This window comes from Chimaeribacter sp. YP20170169 (genome assembly GCF_056739715.1).
The window spans coordinates 3,495,295-3,520,383 of sequence record NZ_CP176824.1; the positions used below are offsets into that span (position 1 = coordinate 3,495,295).

The following is a 25,089-nucleotide window of genomic DNA, read 5'->3' on the forward strand; positions in this document are numbered from 1 at the left end:
CGGCTCCTTTTATTCATTCCATTTGTGGGTGGTTTCCAGATACGGCAAACCCAGGTAGGGGTAGACCGGGTCGGCAGGCACATCCTGATAGCCCCAGCCGGTCGGCCGACGCGCACTGACAAACTCTTTTTTCAGCTGCGCCGGGTCGACCACAATCTGTACCGCGCCCCCCTCTAGGGAGTAGGTTTCATCCGTGCGATTAATCTGCGTGGCAGCGCGCCCCTCCCAGACCTTCAGGGTGCTGTGCGGTGGCACGGTGTAGACCAGATACTCACCGTTCTCATTCCAGCTCTTCCAGACCGCAAAGCGGCGGCGCCAGTCGCTTTTGGTGGTGAGTTTCAGGAACTCCTCCTCCCGCATCCAGCAGATGCTGTTATCCCCGGAGCCGGCATCCACCACCCGGTATAGCCGGGTACCCGGCGGCAGCTCCGAGGCACGCAGTGAATCATCAAAGGTTTCAAACGCCCCATCCAGGGGATGTTCGCGGTTATCAATCTTGCGGATATCCGGCCAGCCCTCAGCAATTTTTTCTGAATAATCATCGCGTAACTCTCTCAGTGCCGGATAACGGGCGCCAATCCCCTTATCCACCCAGTTAGGCCGCTTGCGCTCCAACAGGGCAAGCTCGGCCCGGGCGCGCTCGGGGGAGGTCCCCAGCACATGGTAGTTATTGCCGACGTGGGCGCGGTAGAGGTTGTCCCCCTCCACGCGCAGGCGGTTGGCCAGCGCCTCCAGGTAGTCCGTGGCCGGGGCCAGCGCTTTGGCCAGCATGGTGTTGGCCTGGCTGCGCAGACGGATGAGCTGCTCGCCCAGCGCCTGCACCGGCCGGTACAGGGAGGCCGGTCCCCACTCGGCCACCAGACCGAGCATCTCGCGCGTCGAGGCCAGCAGCGGGTCCAACACGTTTAGCAGGGCCGCCGGCGTGAGGGTGGCCATCAGCCGGCGTAACTGGTCTTCCAGGTAGTGATAAACATTGCCGATGCGGCAGGCTCGCAGCGTCTGACGCACCGCCGGCATGGCCAGGAACCGGTCGAGTAGCTGTATCGCCTCATCCAGCCGCTGTCCGACCCGGCCGCCGCGCGCGGCAGTTGACAGCATCCCCTTGCGCGCACTCAGCAGCAGCACCTTGATACCGCCCTTGGTCACCGAGCCCAGTACCGGGAAGCAGCCCACCAGCGTCAGCACCAGCGCCACCCAGGCCCAGAGGTTGTCACGCTCCTGCTCGATTTTCCGGCTGTTGGCTATCAGGTCGCGCATGTCACACAGCTGGTCCACCAGCGGGATAACCGATATCAGCGTACCGGCCACCACCTGCCCGGTGGTCGGGTGCTCATTGAAATCGCCCTGCAGGGTCAGCCATATCCACTCGCCGCCGGCCTCCATCCGCCGGGCCGTGCTGTCAAACCAGCCTTCGGGTGCCGGCTGGTAGAAGGCCAGCGCATTTTGCAGCTCCTTATCCATGCTGTTTTCCTTGACCAACAAAAAGTGAAGTGGCGCGCTGCACCCGCGAGGGGTGGGGCGGCCAGAAGACGTTCAGGGGCAATATTGTGAGCAGGCAAAGGCCGCAGGCACGCTGCGCAAAATCAATAAAGCTTATATTTCAAGCCATATACCTGTTAGGAAGGAAAAGGATAAATATTAGTAATAACTGGGCGTTATAGAGGAAACTCAAGTATTAATTGCAAGCAATAGATAAAAGGTGAGAGAAAAAACATTACATGAGCTGTAGCCAAAAACAACAAAGCCCCTTTCGGGGCTTTGTGGGTACTGCGCGGGACAAATGCTTAGAACGGAATATCGTCGTCGAAGTCCATCGGCGGTTCGTTATTCATTGGGGCGTTGTTCTGCTGCGGGGCCGGGCGGGACTGCTGGCCGCCGCTGAACTGGTTGTTGTTGCCCTGCGGCTGCTGCGGTTGGCCCCAGCCGCCGTTGTTGCCGGCGTTCTGGTTGTTGTTGCCCATCGGCGCGCCTGCGCCTGCACCGCCGCCCTGACGGCCGCCCAGCATCTGCATGGTGCCGCCAACGTTCACGACCACTTCAGTGGTGTAACGATCCTGGCCAGACTGATCCGCCCATTTACGGGTCTGCAGGGCACCTTCAATGTACACCTGAGAGCCTTTGCGCAGGTACTCGCCCGCCACTTCCGCCAGTTTGCCGAACAGAACCACACGGTGCCATTCGGTCTTCTCTTTCTGCTCGCCGGTGGCTTTGTCACGCCAGGATTCTGATGTCGCCAGAGTGAAGTTCGCCACAGCGCCACCATTGGGCATGTAACGTACTTCCGGATCCTGGCCCAGATTCCCGACAAGAATCACTTTGTTTACGCCTCTGCTGGCCATGTCGACTCTCCTGCCTGATGAGTTAATTTTCTGAAGATAGTAAACCGTTCATTTTAGCACGCTACCCCGCGTGATCATACCTGCGAAGTGCGCCCCAGAATTGTTCACAGTATACCCAATCTTGCGGCGGAATACTGGATATCCATTCAGGTTTTTTTGTGTCATAATTAAACGTTTCGTACTTTCTGTGTCCTGCTTTCTTCCGTTGCGCAAGCGACAATGCGCCGGATACCCGTGACAGGCATAGTGAGAGATCGTGTTTAATCCGGGAAATATGAATGGATAAGATCGAAGTTCGGGGCGCACGCACCCATAATCTCAAGAATATCAACCTGATCATCCCGCGCGACAAACTGATCGTTGTCACCGGCCTGTCTGGTTCGGGCAAATCCTCACTGGCTTTTGACACCCTGTATGCCGAAGGCCAACGCCGCTACGTGGAGTCGCTGTCGGCCTACGCCCGCCAGTTCCTGTCATTGATGGAGAAGCCGGACGTCGACCACATTGAAGGGCTGTCGCCGGCGATCTCCATCGAGCAGAAGTCGACCTCACACAACCCGCGATCCACGGTGGGCACCATCACCGAGATCCATGACTACCTGCGCCTGCTGTTCGCTCGCGTGGGCGAGCCGCGCTGCCCGCAGCATGACGTGCCGCTGGCGGCGCAGACCGTCAGCCAGATGGTGGACAACGTCATCAGCCAGCCGGAGGGCCGCCGCCTGATGCTGCTGGCACCGGTGGTGAAAGACCGCAAGGGCGAGCATACCAAGACGCTGGAGAACCTGGCGGCGCAGGGCTATATCCGCGCCCGCATCGACGGCGAAGTGTGCGATCTCTCCGATCCACCGAAGCTGGAGTTGCAGAAGAAGCATACCATCGAGGTGGTGGTGGATCGCTTCAAGGTGCGCGACGATCTGGCGCAGCGTCTGGCCGAGTCCTTTGAGACCGCGCTGGAGCTCTCCGGCGGCACCGCCGTGGTGGCGGACATGGATGACACCAATGCCGAGGAGCTGCTCTTCTCCGCCAACTTCGCCTGCCCGATCTGCGGCTACAGTATGCGCGAGCTGGAACCGCGCCTGTTCTCGTTCAACAACCCGGCGGGCGCCTGCCCGACCTGTGACGGCCTTGGCGTGCAGCAGTTCTTCGACCCAGACCGTGTGGTGCAGAACCCGGAGCTGTCGCTGGCCGGTGGCGCGATCCGTGGCTGGGATCGCCGCAACTTCTACTACTTCCAGATGCTGCGCTCGCTGGCGGAGCACTATAAGTTCGACGTGGAAGCGCCGTTCGACTCGCTGAGCGCCAACGTACAAAAGGCGATCCTGCAAGGCTCCGGCCGCGAAACCATCGAGTTCAAGTACATCAACGACCGGGGCGACACCTCCGTGCGCCGCCATCCGTTCGAGGGCGTGCTGAACAACATGGAGCGCCGCTACAAAGAGACCGAATCCACCGCGGTGCGTGAGGATCTGGCGAAATATATCAGCAACCGCCCCTGCACCACCTGCCACGGCACCCGCCTGCGGGAAGAGGCGCGCCACGTCTACGTGGAGAACACCACCCTGCCGGAGATCTCGGACTTCAGCATCGGCCACGCCATGACCTTCTTCCAGAACATGAAGCTTAGCGGCCAGCGCGCCAAGATCGCCGAGAAAGTGCTGAAAGAGATCGGCGACCGCCTGAAGTTTTTGGTCAACGTCGGCCTGAACTACCTGTCGCTGTCGCGCTCGGCGGAGACCCTCTCCGGCGGCGAGGCGCAGCGTATCCGTCTGGCGAGCCAGATCGGCGCTGGGCTGGTGGGCGTGATGTACGTGCTGGATGAGCCTTCCATCGGCCTGCACCAGCGCGATAACGAGCGCCTGCTGGAGACGCTGATCCACCTGCGCGACCTCGGCAACACGGTGATCGTGGTGGAGCATGACGAAGACGCCATCCGCGCCGCCGACCACATCATCGACATCGGCCCCGGCGCGGGCGTGCATGGCGGCCAGGTAGTGGCCGAGGGCACTGCCAGCGACATCATGGCGAAACCGGAGTCGCTGACCGGCCAGTTCCTTAGCGGCGAGCGTGAGATCGCGGTGCCCGAGCAGCGCGTGCCGGCCGATCCCTCCCGCGTGCTGAAGCTGGTGGGTGCCAAGGGCAACAACCTGAAGGATGTCACCCTGACGCTGCCGGTGGGGCTGTTCACATGCATCACCGGCGTCTCTGGCTCGGGCAAGTCAACGCTGATCAACGACACGTTGTTCCCGATTGCGCAACGCCAGCTCAACGGCGCGACCATCATCGAGCCAGCGCCGTTCCGCGAGGTGCAGGGTCTGGAGCACTTCGACAAGGTGATCGACATCGACCAAAGCCCGATCGGCCGCACACCGCGCTCCAACCCGGCGACCTACACCGGCATCTTCACGCCGGTGCGTGAGCTGTTCGCCGGGGTGCCGGAGTCGCGCAGCCGTGGCTATACGCCGGGCCGCTTCAGCTTCAACGTCCGTGGCGGCCGCTGCGAGGCGTGTCAGGGCGATGGCGTGATCAAGGTGGAGATGCACTTCCTGCCGGACATCTACGTGCCCTGCGACCAGTGCAAAGGCAAGCGCTATAACCGCGAGACGCTGGAGATCCGCTACAAGGGCAAGAGCATCCATGAGGTGCTGGAGATGACCATTGAGGAGGCGCGTGACTTCTTCGACGCCGTGCCAGCGCTGGCGCGCAAGCTTCAGACGCTGATCGACGTGGGCCTCTCCTACATCCGCCTTGGCCAGTCGGCGACCACCCTCTCCGGCGGTGAGGCGCAGCGCGTCAAGCTGGCGCGCGAGCTGTCAAAACGTGGCACCGGCCAGACGCTCTACATTTTGGATGAGCCGACCACCGGCCTGCACTTCGCGGACATCGCGCAACTGCTGGCGGTACTGCACCAACTGCGCGATCAGGGCAACACCATCGTGGTGATTGAGCATAACCTGGACGTGATCAAGACTGCTGACTGGATCGTCGATCTGGGGCCAGAGGGCGGCAGCGGCGGCGGCGAGATTTTGGTTTCCGGCACGCCGGAGACGGTCTCGGAGTGCGAAGCCTCGCACACCGCGCGCTTCCTGAAGCCGATTCTCGCCAGCCATGTGGCGAAACGGCAGAAGAAGTCTGCCTGACAGACGTTAGCCATCAAGGCCACACCACGGTGTGGCCTTTTTTTATGCCTAGACGCCCAGATCCTGCCGCACCTCTTCCGACAGCGCGGTGACCACCAGCTGGTAGGAGCTATCGATCAGGTGGTAGAAGTGGGAATCCGGCAGGTCGCCGTCGAGGAAAATGGTGTTCCAGTGCGCCTTGTTCATGTGCTCCGCCGGCACAATCTCCGGGTGCTTGTTGCGCAACTCTTCGGCCAGCTCCGGGCTGGTCTTCAGCGTGATCGCCGGGCGCTCCCGCAGGGGGCTGACCATCGCGAACATCATCTCGCCGACCTTCACCTGGTTGGCGTTCCATTGGTTATCCACGCTCTGCTCCGCGCCCGGCTTGGACATGCAGTAGTCGAGCAGCTCTGAACTGGTCATTTGGGTTCCCCTTGTAAGGTGGCGACGATGCGCCGCTGGCCGCCGTGATTGCGGTGCTCACCCAGCCAGATGCCCTGCCAGGTGCCGAGCACCAGTTTCCCATGCCGCACCGGCAGCATCAGTGATGCGCCCAGCAGCGACGATTTAATATGGGCCGGCATGTCATCCGGCCCCTCGTAATCATGTTCGTAATTGACGTTCTCCGGTACCTGCCGCAAGAAGTGCCGCTCCATGTCGCCGCGCACCGTCGGGTCACAGTTCTCATTCAGCGTCAGTGAGGCGGAGGTGTGCAACAGCAGCAGGTGCAGCAGGCCGGTCTCCAGCCGTGCCAGCCCCTCCAGCTTGCCGACCACCTCGTCAGTCACCAGATGAAACCCGCGCGGTTTGGCGCTCAGGGTCAGGGTATGTTGATGCCACATCATTTGCTCCATGCCATGTACTCTCCTATCCAGTGTGCATCAATCGGCTGAAAGATAAAGGCGGAGAGGGGAATTTCCTGCGGGCGTGACGGGCAGAGGGAGGGAAAAACGGCAGGCCGGGCGGCCTGCCGGGGGACTTACTGCACGGCGGCGAAGGCTTCCGCCACGCGCTGTACATTGCCGTGGTTCAGGCCAGCCATGCAGACGCGGCCACTGGCAATCAGGTAGACGCCGAACTCGTCACGCAAGCGGTCAACCTGCGCTTCGCTAAAGCCGGTGTAGCTGAACATGCCGCGCTGCTCCAGCAGGTAGTCGAAGTTGCGCGCGGGCAGCGCTACCTTCAGTTTGGCGACCAGCGTTTTGCGCATCTCCAGAATGCGGGTGCGCATCTCTTCCACTTCCGCCAGCCACAGGGCGTTCAGCTCCGCGTCGTTCAGCACCTTGCCTACCACCTGCGCGCCAAAGTTCGGCGGGCTGGAGTAGTTGCGGCGCACGGTGGCCTTCAGCTGGCCAAGCACGCGGCCTGCGGCGTCGGCATTTTCGCACACCACTGAGAGGCCGCCGACGCGCTCGCCATACAGCGAGAAGATCTTGGAGAAGGAGTTGCTGACCAGACACGGCAGGCCGGCCTGCGCCATCGCGCGGATCGCGTAGGCATCCTCTTCCATGCCCGCGCCAAAGCCCTGATAGGCGATGTCGAGGAACGGGATCAGCTCACGCGCCTTCGCCACCTCAATCACCTGATCCCACTCTGCCGGGGTCAGGTCAGAGCCGGTCGGGTTGTGGCAGCAGGGGTGCAGCAGCACGATGCTTTTCGGCGGCAGCTGTTGCAGGCTCTCCAGCATCGCGGGCACGTTCACACCCAGGCTGTCAGCGTCAAAGTAGGGATAGGTGTGCACGTTGAAGCCCGCGCCCGCGAAGATCGCGATGTGGTTCTCCCAGGTCGGGTTGCTCACCCACACCTCGGACTCCGGGAAGTAGCGCTTGAGGAAGTCCGCGCCCACTTTCAGCGCGCCCGAGCCGCCGACGGTCTGGATGGTGGCGATGCGCCCCTCGGCCAGTGCCGGGTGCGCCGCACCGAACAGCAGGTGCTGGATGGCGCTGCGGTAGGCAGTCAGGCCCTCCATCGGCAGGTAAACTGACGCACCGTGCGGCGTGTCACTCAGCTGACGCTCGGCGCGCTCAACGGCCTGCATCTGCGGGATGATGCCCTGCTCGTTGTAATAAAGCCCGATGCTCAGGTTAACCTTCTGCTCCCTCGGATCCTGTTTGAAGCTCTCCATCAGCGAGAGAATGGGGTCACCTGCATAGGCATCAACATTTTGGAACACGGTGCTGCACTCCTTGGATTGTCTTGTCATGAATAGGGTCTCGGGCGCTTATACGCTGTAGCGGCCGGGCCGGTGGTTCAGGGCGATGATCAGGTTCAGCAGGGTAGCACCCGCAATCGAAACCACCAGCATCGGCAGGCTCACAACTAACAGCGAGGCCAGCACGATCGCCACGTCAACGCCCATCTGCAATTTCCCGGCGCGGATACCATATTTGTCCTGCAGGAAAAGCGCCAGAATATTTACGCCGCCGAGGCTGGCTTTGTGGCGGAACAGGACGATAAAGCCCAGCCCCATGATCACGTTGCCAAACAGCGTGGCGTAGAAGGGCTGCAACTGGTCGAAGTGGATAAACAGCGGATGCAGGTCAGAGAATAGCGACACCAGCCCCACCGCACAGAAGGTTTTCAGCGTGAACTGCCAGCCCATGCGCCGGATCGCCAGCCAGTAGAACGGCAGGTTAATCAGGAAGAAGGCGGTGCCGAAAGAGACATGGGTCAGATAGTGCAGCAGGAACGCCATGCCAGCGGTGCCGCCAGTCAGCGCGCCGACCTGGCGCAATAGGATGACGCCGAAGGAGACCATCAGGGTGCCAATCAGCATCGCCAGCACATCTTCCAGTGCGGAGTGTGCGAGTTTAGGGGGTTGAATCACGTTATCCATTAGGGGCCACTTTGTCAGGGAAGCGCAGCCGGGCTGCGGGCTATAGCCAATCAGCAAAAAGCGCGCCATTTCAGGTGCTTTGGTCGCTGACAGGCGCTTTTTTCGCCCACCCGGTGGCCCGCTCTGCCCTGCCCTTCGGTAACATTTTGTTTGTGCGAGACATTTATGTTCACACTTTTTGCATTTTTTTCCGCCCGCGCGCGCAATCCATGCAGAGAACTTCCCTATCGCGCGCAGTCTGCGCATTAATTACAGCGAAAATGCACTTTTTTTGCACATCGGTAGCACCAAAAAAGTGCATTGCACCCTAACGTAGCAGGGTCAGCAGGCCATTCTCCTTCAGGCGGTTCAGCACCACCGAGGTTTTGATGTGGGCCACGCTCTTGTGGTTGGAGAGGATCTTGCTGATGAGGTCGCTGAGGGCGGCCAGATCGGCCACCGCCACCTTCAGCAGGTAGTCGGCGTCGCCGGTGGTTTTGTAGGCGTCGATGATGGCGTCCACCTCCGCCAGCATGGCGTGGAAGCTCTCCACGTACTCTGGCACATGGCTGATAAGGCGCACCTCAATCAGGCCGATCATCCCCAGCCCGACCGCTTCCGGCGCGAGGCGCGCATGGTAGCCAAGGATCAGCTGTGCCTGCTCCAGACTGATGCGGCGGCGCGAGCACTGGGACGCGGACAACCCCACCAGTTCGCTTAACTCCTGATTGGTCAGACGCCCATTACTCTGCAACAGGGTCAACATCTTCAAATCGTAATCATCAATATTGTACATAAATACCAACCCGCGAACTTATCGCTTCTTTTTATGGTTGCCCCACAGACTACCTGTTTTTTCACGCCCGGTGAGCGGCACGGGAAAAAATGGCCGATCGCGCTGGCTATCCCCCGCCTTGCTGGCATAACCCTAGCCGCCACGCCGCTTTGCTGACCGATAATCGCGCCCCGCCCACCGTGCGCCAAAAAAAAAGCCTTTCCGCGGGAGGGCACGGAAAGGCAGTGGAGGTACATTCGTTTCCCTTTTCAGCAAGGGATATCGTTATTCACCACCACAGACATAGGCGGTTTGGGTGGTGTCAGGATAGGAGCTCTGTTGCCCCTGTGTCAGGTTGACCGCATAGTAGTAGTTAAGCTGCGCCACATCGACTTCATTGGTCCAGTAGTTCGTCGAGGTGTCCCAGTTGTAGACACTCATATTGCCCCACAGGCCGACCAGACTGCTCATGTTGCCCAGCGTCGGCAGGCCGCCACTCCCCGTACAAGTGCTTTCGGCGGTCAGGTGATCGCCCGAGCTGCTGGAGCCAGCGGTATTGAACCAGCTGACGAAGTTCCAGCTCTCGACCACCACCTGCTGGGTCAGCGTGTCGGTGATGGTAATAGTGATGGCTCCCTTGCCGGGGTTGCTGTCGAAGGTCACGGTGCCATCGTTCTGTACCGTGACCGCCGGGTTGCTACTGGTCCAGTTGAGCGTGCCGGAACCGCCAGCGGTGGTGATATGGAAGCGCGCCCCCGGCCAGGCGATCGACGGGCCTTGTGCGAAGGTTTTGCCGTTGGCGTTGCCACCGTTAGCATCGACCGCCTCACGCGATACCACGCTGACCGGCACGGTGAAGCTGACATTGGCGGCGGCGGTTTTGCTGGTCTCCTGATCCAGCGTCGCAGTCAGGGTGACCGACGGCAGGGCCGCGGCGCTACGCACCGTGGCGCTGCCGTTACCGGCGGCATCCAGGGTAATGGGGCTGCCGGTGAACACCACCGCCGGGTCGCTGGCGGTCAGGGTTACGCTGCCGACAATCGGGTTGTTGAAGGCGTCATGCACGTTCACCGTGACGGCGTTGTCAGTGTCGGTGGCGTAGATGCCGTTGTTGGACGGGGTCAGCGTCACCTGCGCCGTGGCGAGATCCGGCACGAACTGGTAGGGGCCGCCGCTGCCGGTGATGCCGTTGTCCAGCCGCACCGCTACGGTATTGGCCGTCCCGGCCTGCTGGCTGGTGAGGTTGAAGGTCACCTGCCCGTTGGCGTCGGTGGTGCCGCCCGGTACTGAGAGCTGGCCAAAGTCGGTGGTGTAGGTCACCGGCTGGTTGGCTATCGGGTTGCCATTGGCGTCACGTACCGTGCCAGTGATGACAATCGGCGTGGTGCCGTTGGCCGGGACACTGGTGGTATTCGCCTCCACAGTGATGGTGGCGGTTGAGAGGTCAGCGGTGAAGGTGACGACACCCGCAGTCACTGGATTCCCATTCGCCGGTGTCCCGGTGACCGTGGCCTGCCCGGCCACCACGCTGGTCAGGCCAACGTTGGCTTTACCCTCGGCGTCCGTGGTGGCGCTGGAGGCCGTAAGCGTGCCCAGATCGGTGGTGAAGGCAACAGACAGGTTGGGCACTGGGTTAAGGAAGGCATCCTGAACGGTCGCTGTGTAGGTTACGACATCGCCGCCGTTGGCCAGCGCCGTCAATTTATCTGGCTCAAGGAGAGTGATGTGCGCCGTACTGGCATCGGCAATAAAGGCCGCTGCTGGCGCGGCCACCGCCGCCCCACCGTTTACGCTGCCCGTCACGGCCACCGGCCCGGCTTGGGTGCCGACCAACGGCAGGGTGATCTGCCCGGCGTCATTGGTCGGTGCGCTCGCCCCGTCACGGAAGTTGCCGCGATCGGTGACCAGTGTCACGGTCTGCCCCACCAGCGGGTTGCCGCTGGCGTCAGTGACCGTGGCGGTGTAGTTGAGCGGATCGGTGCCATTCGCCAGCGCCTCCGGTTTATCGACCGTCAGCGCGCTGATGCGTGCGGTGGCGGCGTCAGCCACGAAGGTCACCTGCGGCGCGTCAGAGGCGGTGCCACCGGCCAGTTGCGCGTTCACCAACGCCGGCCCGGCTTGAGTGCTGCCGAGGGTGATGGTGGCCTGTCCGTTGCTGCCGGTGGCACTCTGTGCGCCGGAGAGTATGCCGAGGGTGGTGGCCCAGTTGACCGGCACCTGCGCCAGCGGGTTGTTGTTGGCGTCAGTGACGGTGGCGGTGTAGGTCGCCAGATCGGTGCCGTTTGCCACCGCCTGAGTCTTGTCGACCGTCACGCCAGTGATGCGGGCGGTGCTGGCGTCAGCGATGAAGATCACCTCGCTGGCGTTGATGCTGGCCCCATTGCTCAGCGAGGCGCTGACCGTCGCTGGCCCAGCCTGGAGGCTGGTCAGCGCAGTACTCACCTGCCCGTTGGCATCGGTGACGGCGGTGGTGGTCGCCAGCGTGCCGAGGGTGGTGGCGAGCGTCACGGTCTGGCCGGGCACCGGGTTATTGTTGATGTCACGCACTGTCGCCACGTAGGTGATGGTGTCCGTGCCATTGGCGACGGCGCTGTTTTTGTCTGGCGTCAGTGCGGCCACGGTGACGGTAGCCGGGTCGCCGGTGAAGACAACCTCCTCTGCCGTACGCGGCGCACCGCTGCCGATGCGCGCATCCACTACCGCCGAACCCGCCTGGAGGCTAGTCAGGGTGATGGTGGTGGTGCCGTCCAGCCCGGTGGCGCTGGTGGCCGCCGCCAGGTTGCCGAAGGTGGTGCCCCAGTTGACCAGCTGGTTAGCGACCGGGTTGCCGTTGCTATCGGTGACAGTGGCGGTGTAGGTCGCCTGATCGGTGCCGTTCGCCAGTACCAGTCGTTTGTCCACGGTCAGCGCCGTAACAGTGGCGCTGGCGGCATCCGCACTGAAGGTGACCGGTGTGGCACGGGTCGCCGGTTGGTTGGCGATCACGCCAGAGACCGTCGCCACGCCGCGCAAGGTACTGGTGAGGGTGGTGAGGTAGTGGCCCTGCGCATCGGTCACGCCCTGCGGCGCAGCCAGTGTGCCCAGATCGCTGCTCAGTGTCACCGCCAGCCCGCCAAGCGGGTTGTTGTTGGCATCCACCACCAGCGTGTCATAGGTGACTGCGTCAGTGCCGTTGGCGACTGCCGCGATCTTATCTGGCGTCAGCGAGACGATGCGCGCGGTAGCGGGATCGCCGCTAAAGGTCAGCGGGTTACTGGTAATCGCCGCGCCATTGCCGAGGGTGGCGGTCACCTGCCCTACGCCCGCCGCGCCGCTGGTGAGCGTGATGCTGCTGTTGCCGTTGAGATCGGTGACACTGCTGGTGGCGGACATCGCACCCAGCGTGGTGGCCCAGTTGATGCTCTGCGCCGGGATCGGGTTGTCGTTGGCATCCACCACAGTGACGGTCACGGTGATCGCATCACTGCCGTTGGCCAGCGCCTGCGTCTTGTCAGTGGCAATCTGGCTAAAGCGCGCAGTGGCGGCATCCGGCACGAACAGCACTGGCGGGGCCTGCACCGGCTCTGGCGCATTCGGCACATTGCTGAGGTTCACCTGCGCAATCTCCTCTGCCACGCCCGCTTCAGTACTGGTCAGCGTGACGGTGGCAAGCCCCTGATCGTCGGTCACGCTGGAGGGCACCGAGTCCTCACCGAGGGAGGTCAGCCAGCGTACCACGGCGCCTTTCACCGGCTGGTCGTTGTCATCCACCACCAATGCGGTGTAGACCACCGGATCCTGGCCGTTGGCGATAGCACGGTTTTTGTTCACCTTCAGGCTGGCGATGCGGGCATTACGCACCAGCTGGTTCTCATTGACGGTTACTGGCGTCAACCCAATGTCGCCGACCGACGGGGTGATCACCACGCTGCCGGGGTTGTTACCGGCGGTGAGCAGTACCTGATAGACGCCAGCGGCACTCTCATTGATGGTGCCGAGGCGCGCCGCCACAGCGGGCTGGGTGCTGCTGTCGCTCAGGGTCTCCGCCAGCGTCATTTTCAACGCGTCGCCGAGGCCGGATACCGGGTTGCCGTCGGTGTCGAACACCCGTACCTCAATCAGCGAGGTGCTCTGGGCATCGGCGAAGATGTTGGTCGGGGTGGCGGTGGTGGTGGATTTCACGCTGTCGATGGCCGCGCCGCTGACGGTGATCACCGAGCTGGCGGTGTTTGAGCGGTTGCCGTTGCGGTCAGTGGCGATACCAGAGATCGGGTAGCTGTTCGGGCTGCCGTCATAGCGGAACGGTGGCATCTTCACCTGATAGCGGCCATTGCCGGCATCGATGATGGCGCCGCCAGCCGCTGCCAGTTCGCTCTGCTGCCAGTCAATGCGTGAGAGCGCGTATTTGGATTGCAGGGTGTAGTTAATGTCATAGAGTTCGCCGCTGCGGCCGCTGATCTGCGCTGGCAGGCCAAGGGAGATCAGGATCTTTTTGCGGAACTCCATCACGATGTCGTTGTTGCGATCCACCAGATCGAGCCGGCTACCGGCCAGGCTGCGTTTCAGGGCGACGTTCTCTGACGAGATCTGCTCCTCCCACGGCACGCCGAAGGTGTAGTTGAACATCAGGCTGTAGCGGGTCTCATCCACTCCGCCCTTGCCGTCGCGGTAGTCCACGCCGAGGCTGACCAGCGGCACCGGTGTATAGTTGACACCGAGGGTGATGGCGTGCGGGTTGCTCTGGCGGTTCTCGGTGCCAAACAGCGCCACGCTGTTGCCGTAGTACTGCTCATAGGCCAGCTTGCCGCCCACCTGCGGGTAGGCCGGCAGGTAGCCCTGCGCGGTGACGTCCCAGCCGTTGGCCGGGCGCTCCTCGTAATCCTCCAACTGTTTGGAGTCCACCCAGTTGGTGAGGCGCATGTAGACGTTGGCGGAGAGTTTCAGGTAGTCGCGCCACGCCTCGCCGCCCAGACCAAGCCGGGCGTTGTTGTTGGTCACCTCCTGGTCATAGAACAGGTTGTAGCCAAACATCCAGCCGAAGTCAGTGAAGTGGCGCTGGCCGATGCCGAGGTTGGCGATTACCCGGTCATCGGTGTCACGCACGCCGAACTGGGTGAAGAAGATGCGTGAGCGGCTCTGCCAGATCGGCGTCAGCATATCCAGCGAACTGGTGTCGAGGTCACTGCCATCGCTCACCGCTAAGTTGGCGCGCACGGTGCCAAACTGGCTGAGCCACCCCTCAACGCTAGAGGAGGCGGCCTGCGCCAGTTGGTTCTGGGCGAAGCGCCCGGCGGCGTCGCCGTCACTGTAGCGGCTGCCGGTGGCCTGCCCAAAGGCTTTCGCCTGCTGGGCGACGTTGCGCAGATCCCACCCCTCCTCCTTGCCGAGCGCCGTGCTGCCGAGCACCGGCAACGCCTGATCGCGCTCGCTCATCGGCACCAGCAGAATGTCACCGGCCCCCAGCCGCAGCATGGCGGCGCGATCAGGCTGGCGATACTTGTTCAGCTCCCACAGCGCATCGAGGCTTATCTGTTTGCGTTGGGCGATCAGGCGGGCATTTTCGCCGGGCTGTAGGGTGTACATACTGGCCCGGCTGAGGGTCTGCTCCTCCAGCCGGATCTCAGGCTGGTGCGGCGATGCTGCCCACGCCTGTAACGGCAGCAGCATCAGCAACAACTGAAGCACAATTTGCAACCATGCGGTCACCCGCAAGGCACAGCGGTGCGCACGCACCGCCTCAAGGAGAGAGACGCCAGAGGAGAGTTTCATTGTAATATCCCACACCTGTTAACAGAAGAAAATAAAAAGCCCCGGTGGATGTTCCAGCAAAGCACACAGGGAAATAATTGGGTGTTCTATTTCACCCCTTCCAGAAAACAGAAAGCAGTACGGGAGAATACAGGCAGGGCCACTCCCTTTAAAAATAAAATGAAATGCCAGCAACATCTGCCAATAAACCTATAGCCTTTAATTCACGCTGTCAAACCACGGCACTTATTTCCACGCTAATCTATTCCTCGCTTGACGCCTCTCTATAAACCCGTTTAATTACAATTAAATGAATTATAGGAAACAGAGCAATAACCATGATTTATCCGCGTAAATCATAGCGGAAAAAATTACGTTCTCTAATCTGATAGAGAGCGGTGGGAATAGTTGGCAAGGCAGGATAACAATAAAAAACCGCAGGCCGTCACACTTTTATTTTAACTTTTGTTGTCGCGATTATTCGGCATAAATACAAAATACCTTTCCGCGCAATTAATCCCCTGCGTTATCCTCCACGGAAATTAATGGCGCAATTAGTGGCGATAAATATTAACTGGCTCATCTCTTTGGATTAATTTGGCGGGAATGTGCGTGGGAGCCATCAATTGGCGCGAAATGGTAAGCGCGGGGGGTCATTGACCCGCAGGCGGGCGAAATAGCGGGACGGCAGGTGCCGCCCCGGCCAACCTTTATTCGTCGGCGTACTCCATTGCGACCCTGGCGGTCAGCTTGGTGATCAGCTCATAGGCGCTGACGCCGGTGGCGGCGGAGACCCGCTCCACTGGCAGCTCCGGTCCCCACAGCACCGCGTCGTCACCCACCCGATCAGCGGCGTCTGGGCCAAGATCGACGGAGATCATGTCCATCGACACCCGCCCGACGATCGGCACTTCGCGGCCATTGATCCAGACCGGTGTGCCGGTTGGCGCACTGCGCGGGTAGCCGTCGCCGTAGCCGATGGCGATGACGCCGAGGCGGGTGTCACGCTCGCTCTGCCAGACGCCGTTGTAGCCGACCGGCTCACCCGCCGCATGCTCGCGTACCGCAATCAAACTGGCGCGCAGGCTCATCACCGGCTGGAAGCCAAAGTGGGCGGCATGGGGCTGCGCCAGCGGCGAAACGCCATACAGCACGATGCCGGGCCGCACCCAGTGGCGATGGGCATCGGCCCACAGCAGCAGCCCACCAGAGGCGGCGATCGACTGCTCGCCCGGCTTGCCCTGCGCAAAGCGGTCAAAGCAGGCGAGCTGGTCGAGGGTGGTGCGCTTCTCCGGCTCATCGGCGCTGCTGAAGTGGCTCATGATGTTCACGGGCTGGCTGACGTTCGGGCAGGCGCAGAGCCGACGGTAGAACGCCTCGGCCTGCGCCGGGCGCACGCCGAGGCGGTGCATCCCGGTGTCGAGCTTCATCCACACCTTCACCGGCCGCGGCAGGGTCGCCTGTTCCAGCGCCTGCAACTGCTCCTCGCTGTGCACCGCCGTCTCAATGCTGCTCGCCACCAGCAGCGGCAGGTCGGAGGCGCTGAAAAAGCCCTCCAGCAGCAGGATCGGCTTGACGATGCCGCCCGCCCGCAGCGCCAGCGCCTCGCTGAGGCGCGCCACGCCGTAGCAGTCGGCATCTTGCAGCGTGTGGGCGCTCTCCAGCAGGCCATGCCCGTAGGCGTTGGCCTTCACCACCGCCACCAGGTGGCTCTGGGGCGCCAGCCGGCGCACCTGTTGCAGGTTGTGGCGCAGTGCGCAGCGGTTAATGACCGCGGTGGCCGCTTTCATGGTTCGTCCTTAATGAAGAGAGAAACTTATTCGTCGTCGTATTGCGGGCCGGCATAGTTGTCAAAGCGCGACCACTGGCCGTTAAAGGTGAGGCGTACCGAGCCAATCGGCCCGTTACGCTGCTTGCCGATGATGATTTCGGCGATGCCCTTCAGGTCGCTGTTCTCGTGATAGACCTCATCACGGTAGATGAACATGATCAGGTCGGCGTCCTGCTCGATGGAGCCGGACTCACGCAGGTCGGAGTTGACCGGGCGCTTGTCGGCACGCTGCTCCAAGGAGCGGTTGAGCTGCGACAGCGCCACCACTGGCACCTGCAACTCTTTCGCCAGCGCCTTCAGCGAGCGGGAGATCTCGGCGATCTCCAGCGTACGGTTGTCGGAGAGCGACGGCACGCGCATCAGCTGGAGGTAGTCGATCATGATCAGGCTGAGGCCACCGTGCTCGCGGAAGATGCGGCGCGCGCGCGAGCGCACCTCGGTTGGCGTCAGGCCGGAGGAGTCATCGATATACATGTTGCGCTTCTCCAGCAGGATGCCCATGGTGCTGGAGATGCGCGCCCAATCCTCGTCATCAAGCTGGCCGGTACGGATGCGGGTCTGGTCAACGCGCGACAGCGACGCCAGCATACGCATCATGATCTGCTCGCCGGGCATCTCCAGGCTGAAGATCAGCACCGGCTTGTCCTGCAACATGGCGGCGTTTTCGCACAGGTTCATGGCGAAGGTGGTTTTACCCATCGACGGACGCGCCGCCACGATAATCAGGTCAGACTTTTGCAGGCCGGCGGTCTTCTTGTTCAGATCCTGATAGCCGGTGTCCACGCCGGTCACGCCGTCGTGCGGGGTCTGGTAGAGCGACTCAATGCGCGACACCGTGGCCTCGAGGATCTGGTCGATGCTCTTTGGCCCCTCATCCTTGTTGGCGCGGTTCTCGGCGATCTGGAACACGCGCGACTCGGCCAGGTCGAGCAGATCCTCGCTGCTGCGCCCCTGCGGGTCATAGCCAGCGTCGGCAATCTCATTGGCCACCGAGATCATCTCACGCACCACCGCGCGCTCGCGCACGATGTCGGCGTAGGCGGAGATGTTGGCGGCGCTCGGGGTGTTTTTCGACAGCTCCGCCAGATAGGCGAAACCGCCCACCGACTCCAGCTCGCCGCGCTGCTCCAGCGACTCCGACAGGGTGATCAGGTCAATCGGCTTGCCCATCTCCAGCAGGCGCTGCATCTCGGTGAAGATCAGCCGGTGCGGGCGGCTGAAGAAGTCATTCGCCGCCACACGTTCAGAGACGTTGTCCCAACGTTCGTTGTCCAGCATCAACCCGCCCAACACGGACTGCTCCGCTTCCAAGGAGTGCGGCGGGAGCTTCAGCCCTTCCATCTGGCGATCTCGGGTGTCGGTGGGTTTGCTGAGGGGTTTTTTTGCTGACATGGGTAGATTTTTTTCCTGGGCTAAAGGGGTTCCTGCGGGTGAAACGTCGCTGGGATGCGCCCTAGAGTATACTGAATTCTCCAGGCGCTTTCTTCACTATCCCAATGCCCGAATCAGAAAAGCCGGGGGTGGATTGGCCCTGCCAATTGGCGTAGCGTGGAGCAAACCCCTAAGGAGAGCAACGACATGGCCAAACGCATTCAGTTTTCCGCCACCGGTGGCCCGGAGGTGCTGGAGTATGTGGATTTCACCCCCGCCGCGCCGGGCGAGCACGAGATCCAGGTTGAGAACCGCGCCATCGGCATCAACTATATCGACACCTATGTGCGCAGCGGCCTCTACCCGCCCGCCAGCCTGCCCTCCGGGCTGGGCACCGAGGCGGCAGGCGTGGTGACGCGCGTCGGCAGCGGCGTCAGCCACCTCAAGCCGGGCGATCGCGTGGTCTATGCCCAGTCCGGGCTGGGGGCCTATAGCGAGGTGCACAATGTGCCGGCCGCCAAGGCCGCGCCGCTGCCCATCGGCATCAGCTTCGAGCAGGCGGCCGCCTCCTTCCTGAAGGGGTTGACGGTCTACTATTTGCTGCGCAAGACCCATGAGATCCAGCCGGGCGAAGTGTTCCTGTTCCACGCCGCTGCCGGTGGCGTGGGGCTGATCGCCTGCCAGTGGGCCAGAGCGCTCCACGCAAAACTGATCGGCACCGTGGGCAGCGACGAGAAGGCGGAGCGCGCGCAACAGGCGGGTGCCTGGGCGACCATCAACTACCGGCGTGAGGGGATCGCCGCGCGCGTCGCGGAGCTGACTGGCGGCAAAAAGGTGGGCGTGGTGTATGACTCGGTGGGCAAGGAGACCTGGATCGACTCCCTCGACAGCCTGCGTCCGCGCGGGCTGATGGTCAGTTTCGGCAACGCCTCCGGCCCGGTGACCGGCGTCGATTTGGGCATCCTCAACCAGAAGGGATCGCTGTTCGTGACCCGTCCCTCGCTCAACGCCTACGTGGCCAGCCATGAGGAGCTGGTGGAGGCAAGTCAGGAGCTGTTTGCGCTGATCGCCAGCGGCGTGATTCAGGTGGAGGTGCCGGAGAGCCAGCGCTTCCCGCTCTCGGAGGCAAAGCGCGCCCATGAGGTGTTGCAGTCGCGCAATACCCAAGGCTCCAGCCTGCTGATCCCTGGCCTATAAAAGCAAAGAGGGCTTCCGAAGAAGCCCTCTCATGCCCTCGCGCAACGCCGAACGTCCACGCGATTCTCTTCCTTACTGCGACACACTGTAATTGTAGGGGTACAGCGGATGCGCCCGACGGATGGTGTCACTTCAGCGACTATTATCTATCGCATCAGGCAGGATGAAAATGGGGTCGCCAGCGGGTCGGCAACCAGAAGCTGGGGACATCCTAACAGCCTGCCTTGTTAAACAATATGCATAATTTCCTATTTCGCCGACTAATCTGCCAGGTTGTGATCCTCGCCGCATAACCTGCCCGGCCCACGGGTTTGGCTTGCACGATTTTGTTAGCCGGCTGGCACAATAATCGCCTGAATTTTGGCACATTTTTGCCGAATGTTACGACAACGCGTAACCGTTTCGCTTAATAACGGCGCAGTTTGGGCTTTTGCACCGTGCGGTAAATCCACACCACTAGCACCGCCAACAGCAGCCAAGGCAACAATTTTATAACAAGCGTAAACAGCCCGCCGACCATCATGAACAGCGTGGCGACAAACAGGGCCGCGACAATGCCAATCAGTGAAATGCCGGTCAGCATCAGCATGGCGAAGAAGCCGATAACAAAAAAGAGTTCAATCATGGCAAGGCTCCTGAAGAGAGAGTTCTGGCAGGAGTATTACAAGAAGTGTGCCACTTTTCTTTGACGCTAAGCGGCTGATTTGGCACACGCCCCGCCGCCGGGTGCAGCGGGACGTCGTGGAAAACACCAACAGTTGGTGAAATTTACCGCGGGGCGATCACACACTGGAGCGCGCGCTCCACTACTTCGACATCCGCGCCCGCTTTGTGGGCGTTCTCACTCAGGTAACGACGCCACTGGCGCGCGCCCGGAATGCCCTGGAACAGGCCGAGGATGTGGCGGGTGATGTGGCCGAGATAGGTGCCGTTCGCCAGCTCCTTCTCAATGTAGGGGTAGAGCGCGCGGACCACCTCCACCCCGCTGCGGGCCGGTTCCTGGCTGCCGAACAGCTCGCTGTCCACCTGCGCCAAAATGCCGGGGTTCTGGTAGGCCTCACGCCCCATCATCACGCCATCCAGATGTTGCAGGTGCGCTTTCGCCTCTTCCAGCGTCTTCACGCCGCCATTAATGGCGAGGGTCAGGTGCGGGAAGTCGCGCTTGAGCTGGTAGACGCGCGGATAGTCAAGCGGCGGGATCTCGCGGTTCTCTTTCGGGCTGAGGCCAGAGAGCCACGCCTTGCGCGCATGGATGGTGAACATCTCACACTCGCCCCGGCCAGAGACGGTGTCGATGAAGTCGCACAGGAAGGCGTAGCTGTCCTGATCGTCAATGCCGATACGGGTCTTCACCGTCACCGGGATGGAGACCACGTCGCGCATCGCCTTGATGCAGTCCGCCACCAGCGCGGCCTGCCCCATCAGGCAGGCACCGAACATGCCATTCTGCACGCGGTCAGAGGGGCAGCCGACGTTCAGGTTGATCTCATCATAGCCGCGCTGCTCCGCCAGTTTGGCGCAGTGCGCCAGCGCCGCCGGATCGCTGCCACCCAGTTGCAGCGCCACCGGGTGCTCCTCTTCGCTATAGGCCAGGTAGTCGCCCTTGCCGTGGATGATCGCGCCGGTGGTCACCATCTCGGTGTAGAGCAGCGTCTGGCGGCTCAGCAGCCGGTGGAAGTAGCGGCAGTGGCGATCGGTCCAGTCGAGCATCGGCGCGACAGAGAAGGTGTGCGGCGGACGGGTCGGCGCCACGCCGGGCGCGGTGGCCGGGGCAGAGAGTGAAGTCGTCATAGCAGGATCGGGCAGTTCCGGGGAATTGATAAAAGATAGCCTGTCAGCAACAGGCGCGGCACGGCGGCGCAGTGCCGCAGGCAAACCCCTATTGTACAGCGATCCGGCAATTTTAACAGGCCACTGCGCACGCGGGCTGCCACCATCTGCCGGTAGATTCGTCGATTTGCACTAAACGTGGTAAAATCCCTCTCTCTTTTGCGCCGGGAATATTGCCATGACCACCACCCTTCAGGACACCCTCCTTGCTCAGGCTGAGCGTTTGTGCCAACAGCGCAACGTGCGCCTGACACCGCAGCGGCTGGAAGTGCTCCGCCTGATGGCGTTGCAGCCCGGTGCCATCAGCGCCTATGACCTGCTGGATCTGCTGCGCCAGTCTGAGCCACAGGCCAAGCCACCGACGGTCTACCGCGCCCTCGACTTCCTGCTGGAGCAGGGGTTTATCCACCGCGTGGAGTCCGCCAACAGCTACGTGCTCTGCCACCACTTCGAGGAGCCGACCCATGCTTCGGCGCTGTTCATCTGCGACCGCTGCGGCCAGGTGACCGAGCAGACGACCCAAGGCATTGAGGAGATCTTGGCGAAACTGGCGCAGGAGACGGGCTTTGCCATGCGCCACAGTGTGGTGGAGGCCCACGGTCTCTGTACGCCGTGCCGTGAAGTGGAGAGCTGTGAGGATAAGCACGCCTGCGGCCACGACCATAGCATCGTGGTGAAGAAGCGTTAAGAGGGTGGGGAAATAAGAAAGGGCACATCCTTGTGCCGCATCATCCGTACCTTCGCTTATCGGGTAGGAGCAGCGGAAGAGCCCTGGATTCTTAATGCCGGCTTACCTGGGGTGAGTGGCATCACCCATGAGGCCGGTAAGCCGGAACCTCTCAAATGGCCGGGGTTACCATTTGTATTTGTTGCTGTCTTCCCAGGTTTTCACCTCTTTCTCGGCTGCGTCTTTCTCGTAGCCGTAGCGCTCCTGGATTTTGCCGACAAGCTGTTCGCGTTTGCCTTCGATGGTGGTCATATCATCATCAGTCAGCTTGCCCCATTGTTCTTTAACTTTGCCTTTAAACTGTTTCCAGTTACCGCCTACTTGATCGTTATTCATCATAATCTCCTTACCTAACCTTGGTTCAGATGAGGCTGATGGAGGCATCTCCATAGCCGGTGTGATCATTGAGGCAGGGACGGAGCCTGCGGGGCATAAGAACGACATCCTCTGCATTATGCCCGGCTCCGGGGCTACCGCTCGGGTAGCGCCATCAGCGCCTGCCGTATGAATAATTGTAGTGGGTCATGCGGAATTTGCCCGCTTTTGTAGTCAGATTAACCTGAAAAACGGGCACGACCGGGCGCAGGGGCGCATAAAAAGAGCGGGAAAACAGGCGGTAACGTGAAGTGATAATAACGCTTAGCAGATGTAACAACGAATGTCCGCCCGCCAGCCCCGACGGCGCGTCAGGCGCCTGCCGGGAACCAGCTATCCTGTTGCCAGTGGCGACGCCAAATCCAGCCCAGCGCTAGGCCTCGCAGGGCCAGGAACACCGTCAGCGCCAGCCACAGCGCATGGTTGCCCAGCCAGGGCAGCGTTAACAGGGTCAAGCCATAGCCTGCGGCGGCCACCGCCATGCTGTTACGCATCTCACGGCCACGCGTCGCCCCGATAAACATGCCATCCAACAGGTAGCACCAGACGCCCACCAGCGGCAGCAGCACCTGCCAGCCCAGATAGTGCTGCGCCAGCGCATGTAGCGCCGGTAGCGAGGTGAGCGCCGCGACAATCTGTGTCCCAAACAGCGCATAGAGCGCCGCGAACGCCAGCGCCACCAGCCCGGCCTGCCGGCAGGCGGCATGCCACACCGCCTGCAACTGCCCGCGGTTGCGCGCGCCATACGCCTCCCCCGAGTGCGCCTCCACCGCGTAGGCAAAGCCATCCAACGCATAGGCGGTAAAGGTCAGCAGGTTCATCAACAGGGCGTTAACCGCCACCGTCTCACTGCCCAGCCGCGCGCCCAGAATGGTCAGTGAGGCGAAACAGAGTTGCAGCAGCAGCGAGCGCAGCATGATGTCGCGGTTAAGCGCCAGCAGCCGCCGCAGATCGCCGCGCCAGCCCTGTGCCAGCATTGCCCGGCTGATGCCGCGCCGCCGCATGACGCGCGCTGCCAGCCACAGCCCGAGCAGCAGGGTGGCGTACTCCGACAGGACGGTTGCCCACGCCGCGCCCTGCACGCCCCAGTGCAGCCCCATCACCAGCCACAGGTCGAGCACAATGTTCAGCAGGTTGCCTATCACCAGCAGCAGCACCGGTGCGCGCACATGCTGTACCCCCAGCAGCCAGCCGAGGATCACCAGATTCGCCAGTGAGGCGGGCGCGCTGAGCCAGCGGATCTCAAGGAACAGCCGCGCCTGCTCCAGCACCGCGGCATGGCCGCCCACCAGCCCCAGCGCCAGTTCAATCAGCGGGTGGCGGAACAGCAAAATCAGCAGGCCTGCGGCAACCGACAGCAGCAGCGGCTGTATAAAGGCCCGCGCCAGCCGCGCCGGATCGCGGGCGCCGAACGCCTGCGCCGTCATGCCGGTGGTGCTCATGCGCAGGAACAGCAGCAGCATAAACAGGAAGCTGGTCGCCATCGCGCCAACCGCGACGCCGCCGAGGTAGTCTGGACTGTCGAGGTGGCCGATGACGGCGGTGTCCACCAGCCCCAGCAGCGGGACGGTGACGTTGGAGAAGATCATCGGCAGCGCCAAACGCCAGAGCTGGCGGTCGGTCTCGCCGAACCGTAGGGCGGCAATCAGTGGCATCAGTTCGCTCACGGGCAGGGAGAAGAAACGACAACGCCCCACGAGGGGGCGTTATCAGGAGTTCAGGACTGTATCCGGCTGGCGCAGCCGCTTCCTGCACTGCGCCCTATGCCGTTAGCTCCAGTCGCCGTTGCGAATGACGCCGACGGCCAGCCCTTCAATAGAGAAGGTCTGCTCGCGCAGGTCAACCACGATCGGGGTGAACTCTTTGTTTTCCGGCAGCAGGTGCACAATGTTGCCCTGCTTTTTCAGGCGCTTGACGGTGACTTCATCATCAATGCGCGCCACCACGACCTGGCCGTTGCGCGCATCCTGGGTCTTGTGCACCGCCAGCAGGTCGCCATCCAGAATGCCGATATCTTTCATCGACATGCCGCTGACGCGCAGCAGGAAGTCGGCGCTCGGCTTGAACATCGCCGGGTCAACCTGGTAGTGGCTCTCAATGTGCTGCTGGGCCAGCAGCGGCTCGCCGGCGGCGACGCGGCCAATCAGCGGCAGGCCGTTCTCCTCTTCCATCAGCAGGCGGATGCCGCGTGAGGCGCCGGAGACAATCTCAATCACACCCTTGCGCGCCAGCGCCTTCAGGTGCTCTTCTGCCGCGTTAGGCGAGCGGAAACCCAGGCGCTGCGCAATCTCGGCACGCGTCGGCGGCATGCCGGTCTGGGAAATGTGGTCGCGAATGAGGTCATAGACCTCTTGCTGTCTGGTGGTAAGTGCTTTCATCCCGCCCCCTGGTTGTTTATACAGTCTTGCTGGGAGTATATACAGCTACGGCGCAGTTGAAAACCTGACAGGCGAAAAATCCCCGGTTCTGGTGCATTTTGCACTGTTTACCGTGCGCTTTTGCGTAAATCTTCGCAAGTTATGACAAATGGGGCAGCAGCACCATTGCCCAGACGAAAAGTGTCAGTATGATAGCCAACGCAACGGCCGCCGAGCCAAGATCCTTGGCGCGGCCCGAGAGCGGATGCAACTCCGGCCCGATTCTGTCGACAATGGCCTCGATCGCGCTGTTGATAATCTCAATGATCATCACCAGCACGATGGCCCCGACCATCAGGATGCGCTCAACGGTGGTCACATCCAGCCAGAACGCCAGGATGATGGCCGGGATGGCCAACATGGCCTCTTGTCGGAACGCAGCCTCATTTTTCCAGGCTGCCAGCAGTCCTTTTACTGAATAACCGGCCGCTTTATAGATACGGACTAACCCGGTTGTTTGATTTGCCATACGCTCTGCACCTTAAGATGAATTAACAATATTTTAGCGGCTATTCATCCACTCGGGACGAAAGATATCAAACCGGCTTTCTGATATCCTTGCGGCGCAT

The 25,089-nt window shown here is 61.8% G+C and carries 19 protein-coding genes; 3 read left to right on the forward strand and 16 right to left on the reverse strand.

Annotation, left to right across the window (positions count from 1 at the left end; translation table 11 throughout):
* Positions 1–9: 9 nt before the first annotated feature.
* The gene (locus tag ACK3SD_RS15955) at positions 10–1,461 is read right to left on the reverse strand and encodes a hypothetical protein (protein WP_481126127.1); all 1,452 of its coding nucleotides are present in this window, start codon (positions 1,459–1,461) and stop codon (positions 10–12) included.
* 323 nt (positions 1,462–1,784) lie between these two features.
* On the reverse strand, positions 1,785–2,339 hold the full coding sequence (locus ACK3SD_RS15960) for a single-stranded DNA-binding protein (protein WP_137764525.1): 555 nt from the start codon (positions 2,337–2,339) through the stop codon (positions 1,785–1,787).
* Between the two features lie 278 nt (positions 2,340–2,617).
* On the opposite strand from ACK3SD_RS15960, the gene uvrA reads away from it, so the two are divergent.
* Positions 2,618–5,476 carry an excinuclease ABC subunit UvrA gene (gene uvrA / locus ACK3SD_RS15965; RefSeq protein WP_137764526.1) on the forward strand — a complete coding sequence of 953 codons (2,859 nt, stop codon included), beginning with the start codon at positions 2,618–2,620 and terminating at the stop codon, positions 5,474–5,476.
* A 48-nt stretch (positions 5,477–5,524) separates the two neighbouring features.
* On the opposite strand, the gene ACK3SD_RS15970 is transcribed toward uvrA, so the two are convergent.
* From ACK3SD_RS15970 to dnaB, 8 genes are all read right to left on the reverse strand, one after another.
* Positions 5,525–5,878, reverse strand: coding sequence for an MmcQ/YjbR family DNA-binding protein (locus ACK3SD_RS15970; protein ID WP_481126128.1), 354 nt, complete (start codon positions 5,876–5,878; stop codon positions 5,525–5,527).
* Positions 5,875–6,297 carry a secondary thiamine-phosphate synthase enzyme YjbQ gene (locus ACK3SD_RS15975; protein ID WP_481126129.1) on the reverse strand — a complete coding sequence of 141 codons (423 nt, stop codon included), beginning with the start codon at positions 6,295–6,297 and terminating at the stop codon, positions 5,875–5,877. Before ACK3SD_RS15975 ends, ACK3SD_RS15970 begins: the two co-directional genes overlap by 4 nt.
* A 137-nt stretch (positions 6,298–6,434) precedes the next feature.
* Positions 6,435–7,628 (reverse strand): amino acid aminotransferase, encoded by a 1,194-nt coding sequence (locus ACK3SD_RS15980; RefSeq protein WP_137764528.1) that lies wholly within the window; start codon positions 7,626–7,628, stop codon positions 6,435–6,437.
* Positions 7,629–7,676: 48 nt separating this feature from the next.
* Positions 7,677–8,291 carry a YitT family protein gene (locus ACK3SD_RS15985; protein ID WP_137764529.1) on the reverse strand — a complete coding sequence of 205 codons (615 nt, stop codon included), beginning with the start codon at positions 8,289–8,291 and terminating at the stop codon, positions 7,677–7,679.
* A 307-nt stretch (positions 8,292–8,598) separates the two neighbouring features.
* Positions 8,599–9,066: an Lrp/AsnC family transcriptional regulator gene (locus ACK3SD_RS15990; RefSeq protein ID WP_481126130.1), complete on the reverse strand. Its 468-nt coding sequence runs from the start codon at positions 9,064–9,066 to the stop codon at positions 8,599–8,601.
* Positions 9,067–9,330: 264 nt separating this feature from the next.
* Positions 9,331–14,793, reverse strand: a complete 5,463-nt coding sequence (locus tag ACK3SD_RS15995) for an Ig-like domain-containing protein (RefSeq protein ID WP_481126131.1) — start codon at positions 14,791–14,793, stop codon at positions 9,331–9,333.
* Between the two features lie 689 nt (positions 14,794–15,482).
* Positions 15,483–16,562 carry an alanine racemase gene (alr, locus tag ACK3SD_RS16000; RefSeq protein ID WP_481126132.1) on the reverse strand — a complete coding sequence of 360 codons (1,080 nt, stop codon included), beginning with the start codon at positions 16,560–16,562 and terminating at the stop codon, positions 15,483–15,485.
* A 26-nt stretch (positions 16,563–16,588) separates the two neighbouring features.
* Positions 16,589–17,995, reverse strand: a complete 1,407-nt coding sequence (gene dnaB, locus ACK3SD_RS16005; protein WP_137764533.1) for a replicative DNA helicase — start codon at positions 17,993–17,995, stop codon at positions 16,589–16,591.
* A 186-nt stretch (positions 17,996–18,181) separates the two neighbouring features.
* Here dnaB and ACK3SD_RS16010 point away from each other — a divergent pair, with 186 nt between their 5' ends.
* Positions 18,182–19,171, forward strand: a complete 990-nt coding sequence (locus tag ACK3SD_RS16010) for an NADPH:quinone reductase (RefSeq protein WP_481126133.1) — start codon at positions 18,182–18,184, stop codon at positions 19,169–19,171.
* A 406-nt stretch (positions 19,172–19,577) separates the two neighbouring features.
* Here ACK3SD_RS16010 and pspG read toward each other — a convergent pair whose 3' ends face one another.
* Both pspG and dusA read right to left on the reverse strand, forming a co-directional pair.
* Complete coding sequence (gene pspG, locus ACK3SD_RS16015; RefSeq protein ID WP_481126134.1) at positions 19,578–19,796, reverse strand: envelope stress response protein PspG; 219 nt, start codon at positions 19,794–19,796, stop codon at positions 19,578–19,580.
* A gap of 143 nt (positions 19,797–19,939) precedes the next feature.
* Positions 19,940–20,881: a tRNA dihydrouridine(20/20a) synthase DusA gene (gene dusA, locus ACK3SD_RS16020; RefSeq protein ID WP_481127572.1), complete on the reverse strand. Its 942-nt coding sequence runs from the start codon at positions 20,879–20,881 to the stop codon at positions 19,940–19,942.
* A gap of 298 nt (positions 20,882–21,179) precedes the next feature.
* Between dusA and zur the strand changes: the two genes are divergently transcribed.
* Positions 21,180–21,689, forward strand: a complete 510-nt coding sequence (zur, locus tag ACK3SD_RS16025) for a zinc uptake transcriptional repressor Zur (protein ID WP_137764537.1) — start codon at positions 21,180–21,182, stop codon at positions 21,687–21,689.
* A gap of 165 nt (positions 21,690–21,854) precedes the next feature.
* Here zur and ACK3SD_RS16030 read toward each other — a convergent pair whose 3' ends face one another.
* The 4 genes from ACK3SD_RS16030 to ACK3SD_RS16045 all read right to left on the reverse strand — a co-directional run bounded on the left by ACK3SD_RS16030 (position 21,855) and on the right by ACK3SD_RS16045 (position 24,989).
* Entirely contained in the window at positions 21,855–22,064 is a 210-nt protein-coding gene (locus ACK3SD_RS16030) for a CsbD family protein (protein WP_481126135.1), read from the reverse strand.
* A 350-nt stretch (positions 22,065–22,414) separates the two neighbouring features.
* Complete coding sequence (gene dinF / locus ACK3SD_RS16035; protein ID WP_481126136.1) at positions 22,415–23,758, reverse strand: MATE family efflux transporter DinF; 1,344 nt, start codon at positions 23,756–23,758, stop codon at positions 22,415–22,417.
* Positions 23,759–23,872: 114 nt separating this feature from the next.
* Entirely contained in the window at positions 23,873–24,481 is a 609-nt protein-coding gene (lexA, locus tag ACK3SD_RS16040) for a transcriptional repressor LexA (RefSeq protein WP_137764539.1), read from the reverse strand.
* Between the two features lie 139 nt (positions 24,482–24,620).
* Entirely contained in the window at positions 24,621–24,989 is a 369-nt protein-coding gene (locus ACK3SD_RS16045) for a diacylglycerol kinase (RefSeq protein ID WP_137764540.1), read from the reverse strand.
* Positions 24,990–25,089 lie beyond the last annotated feature (100 nt).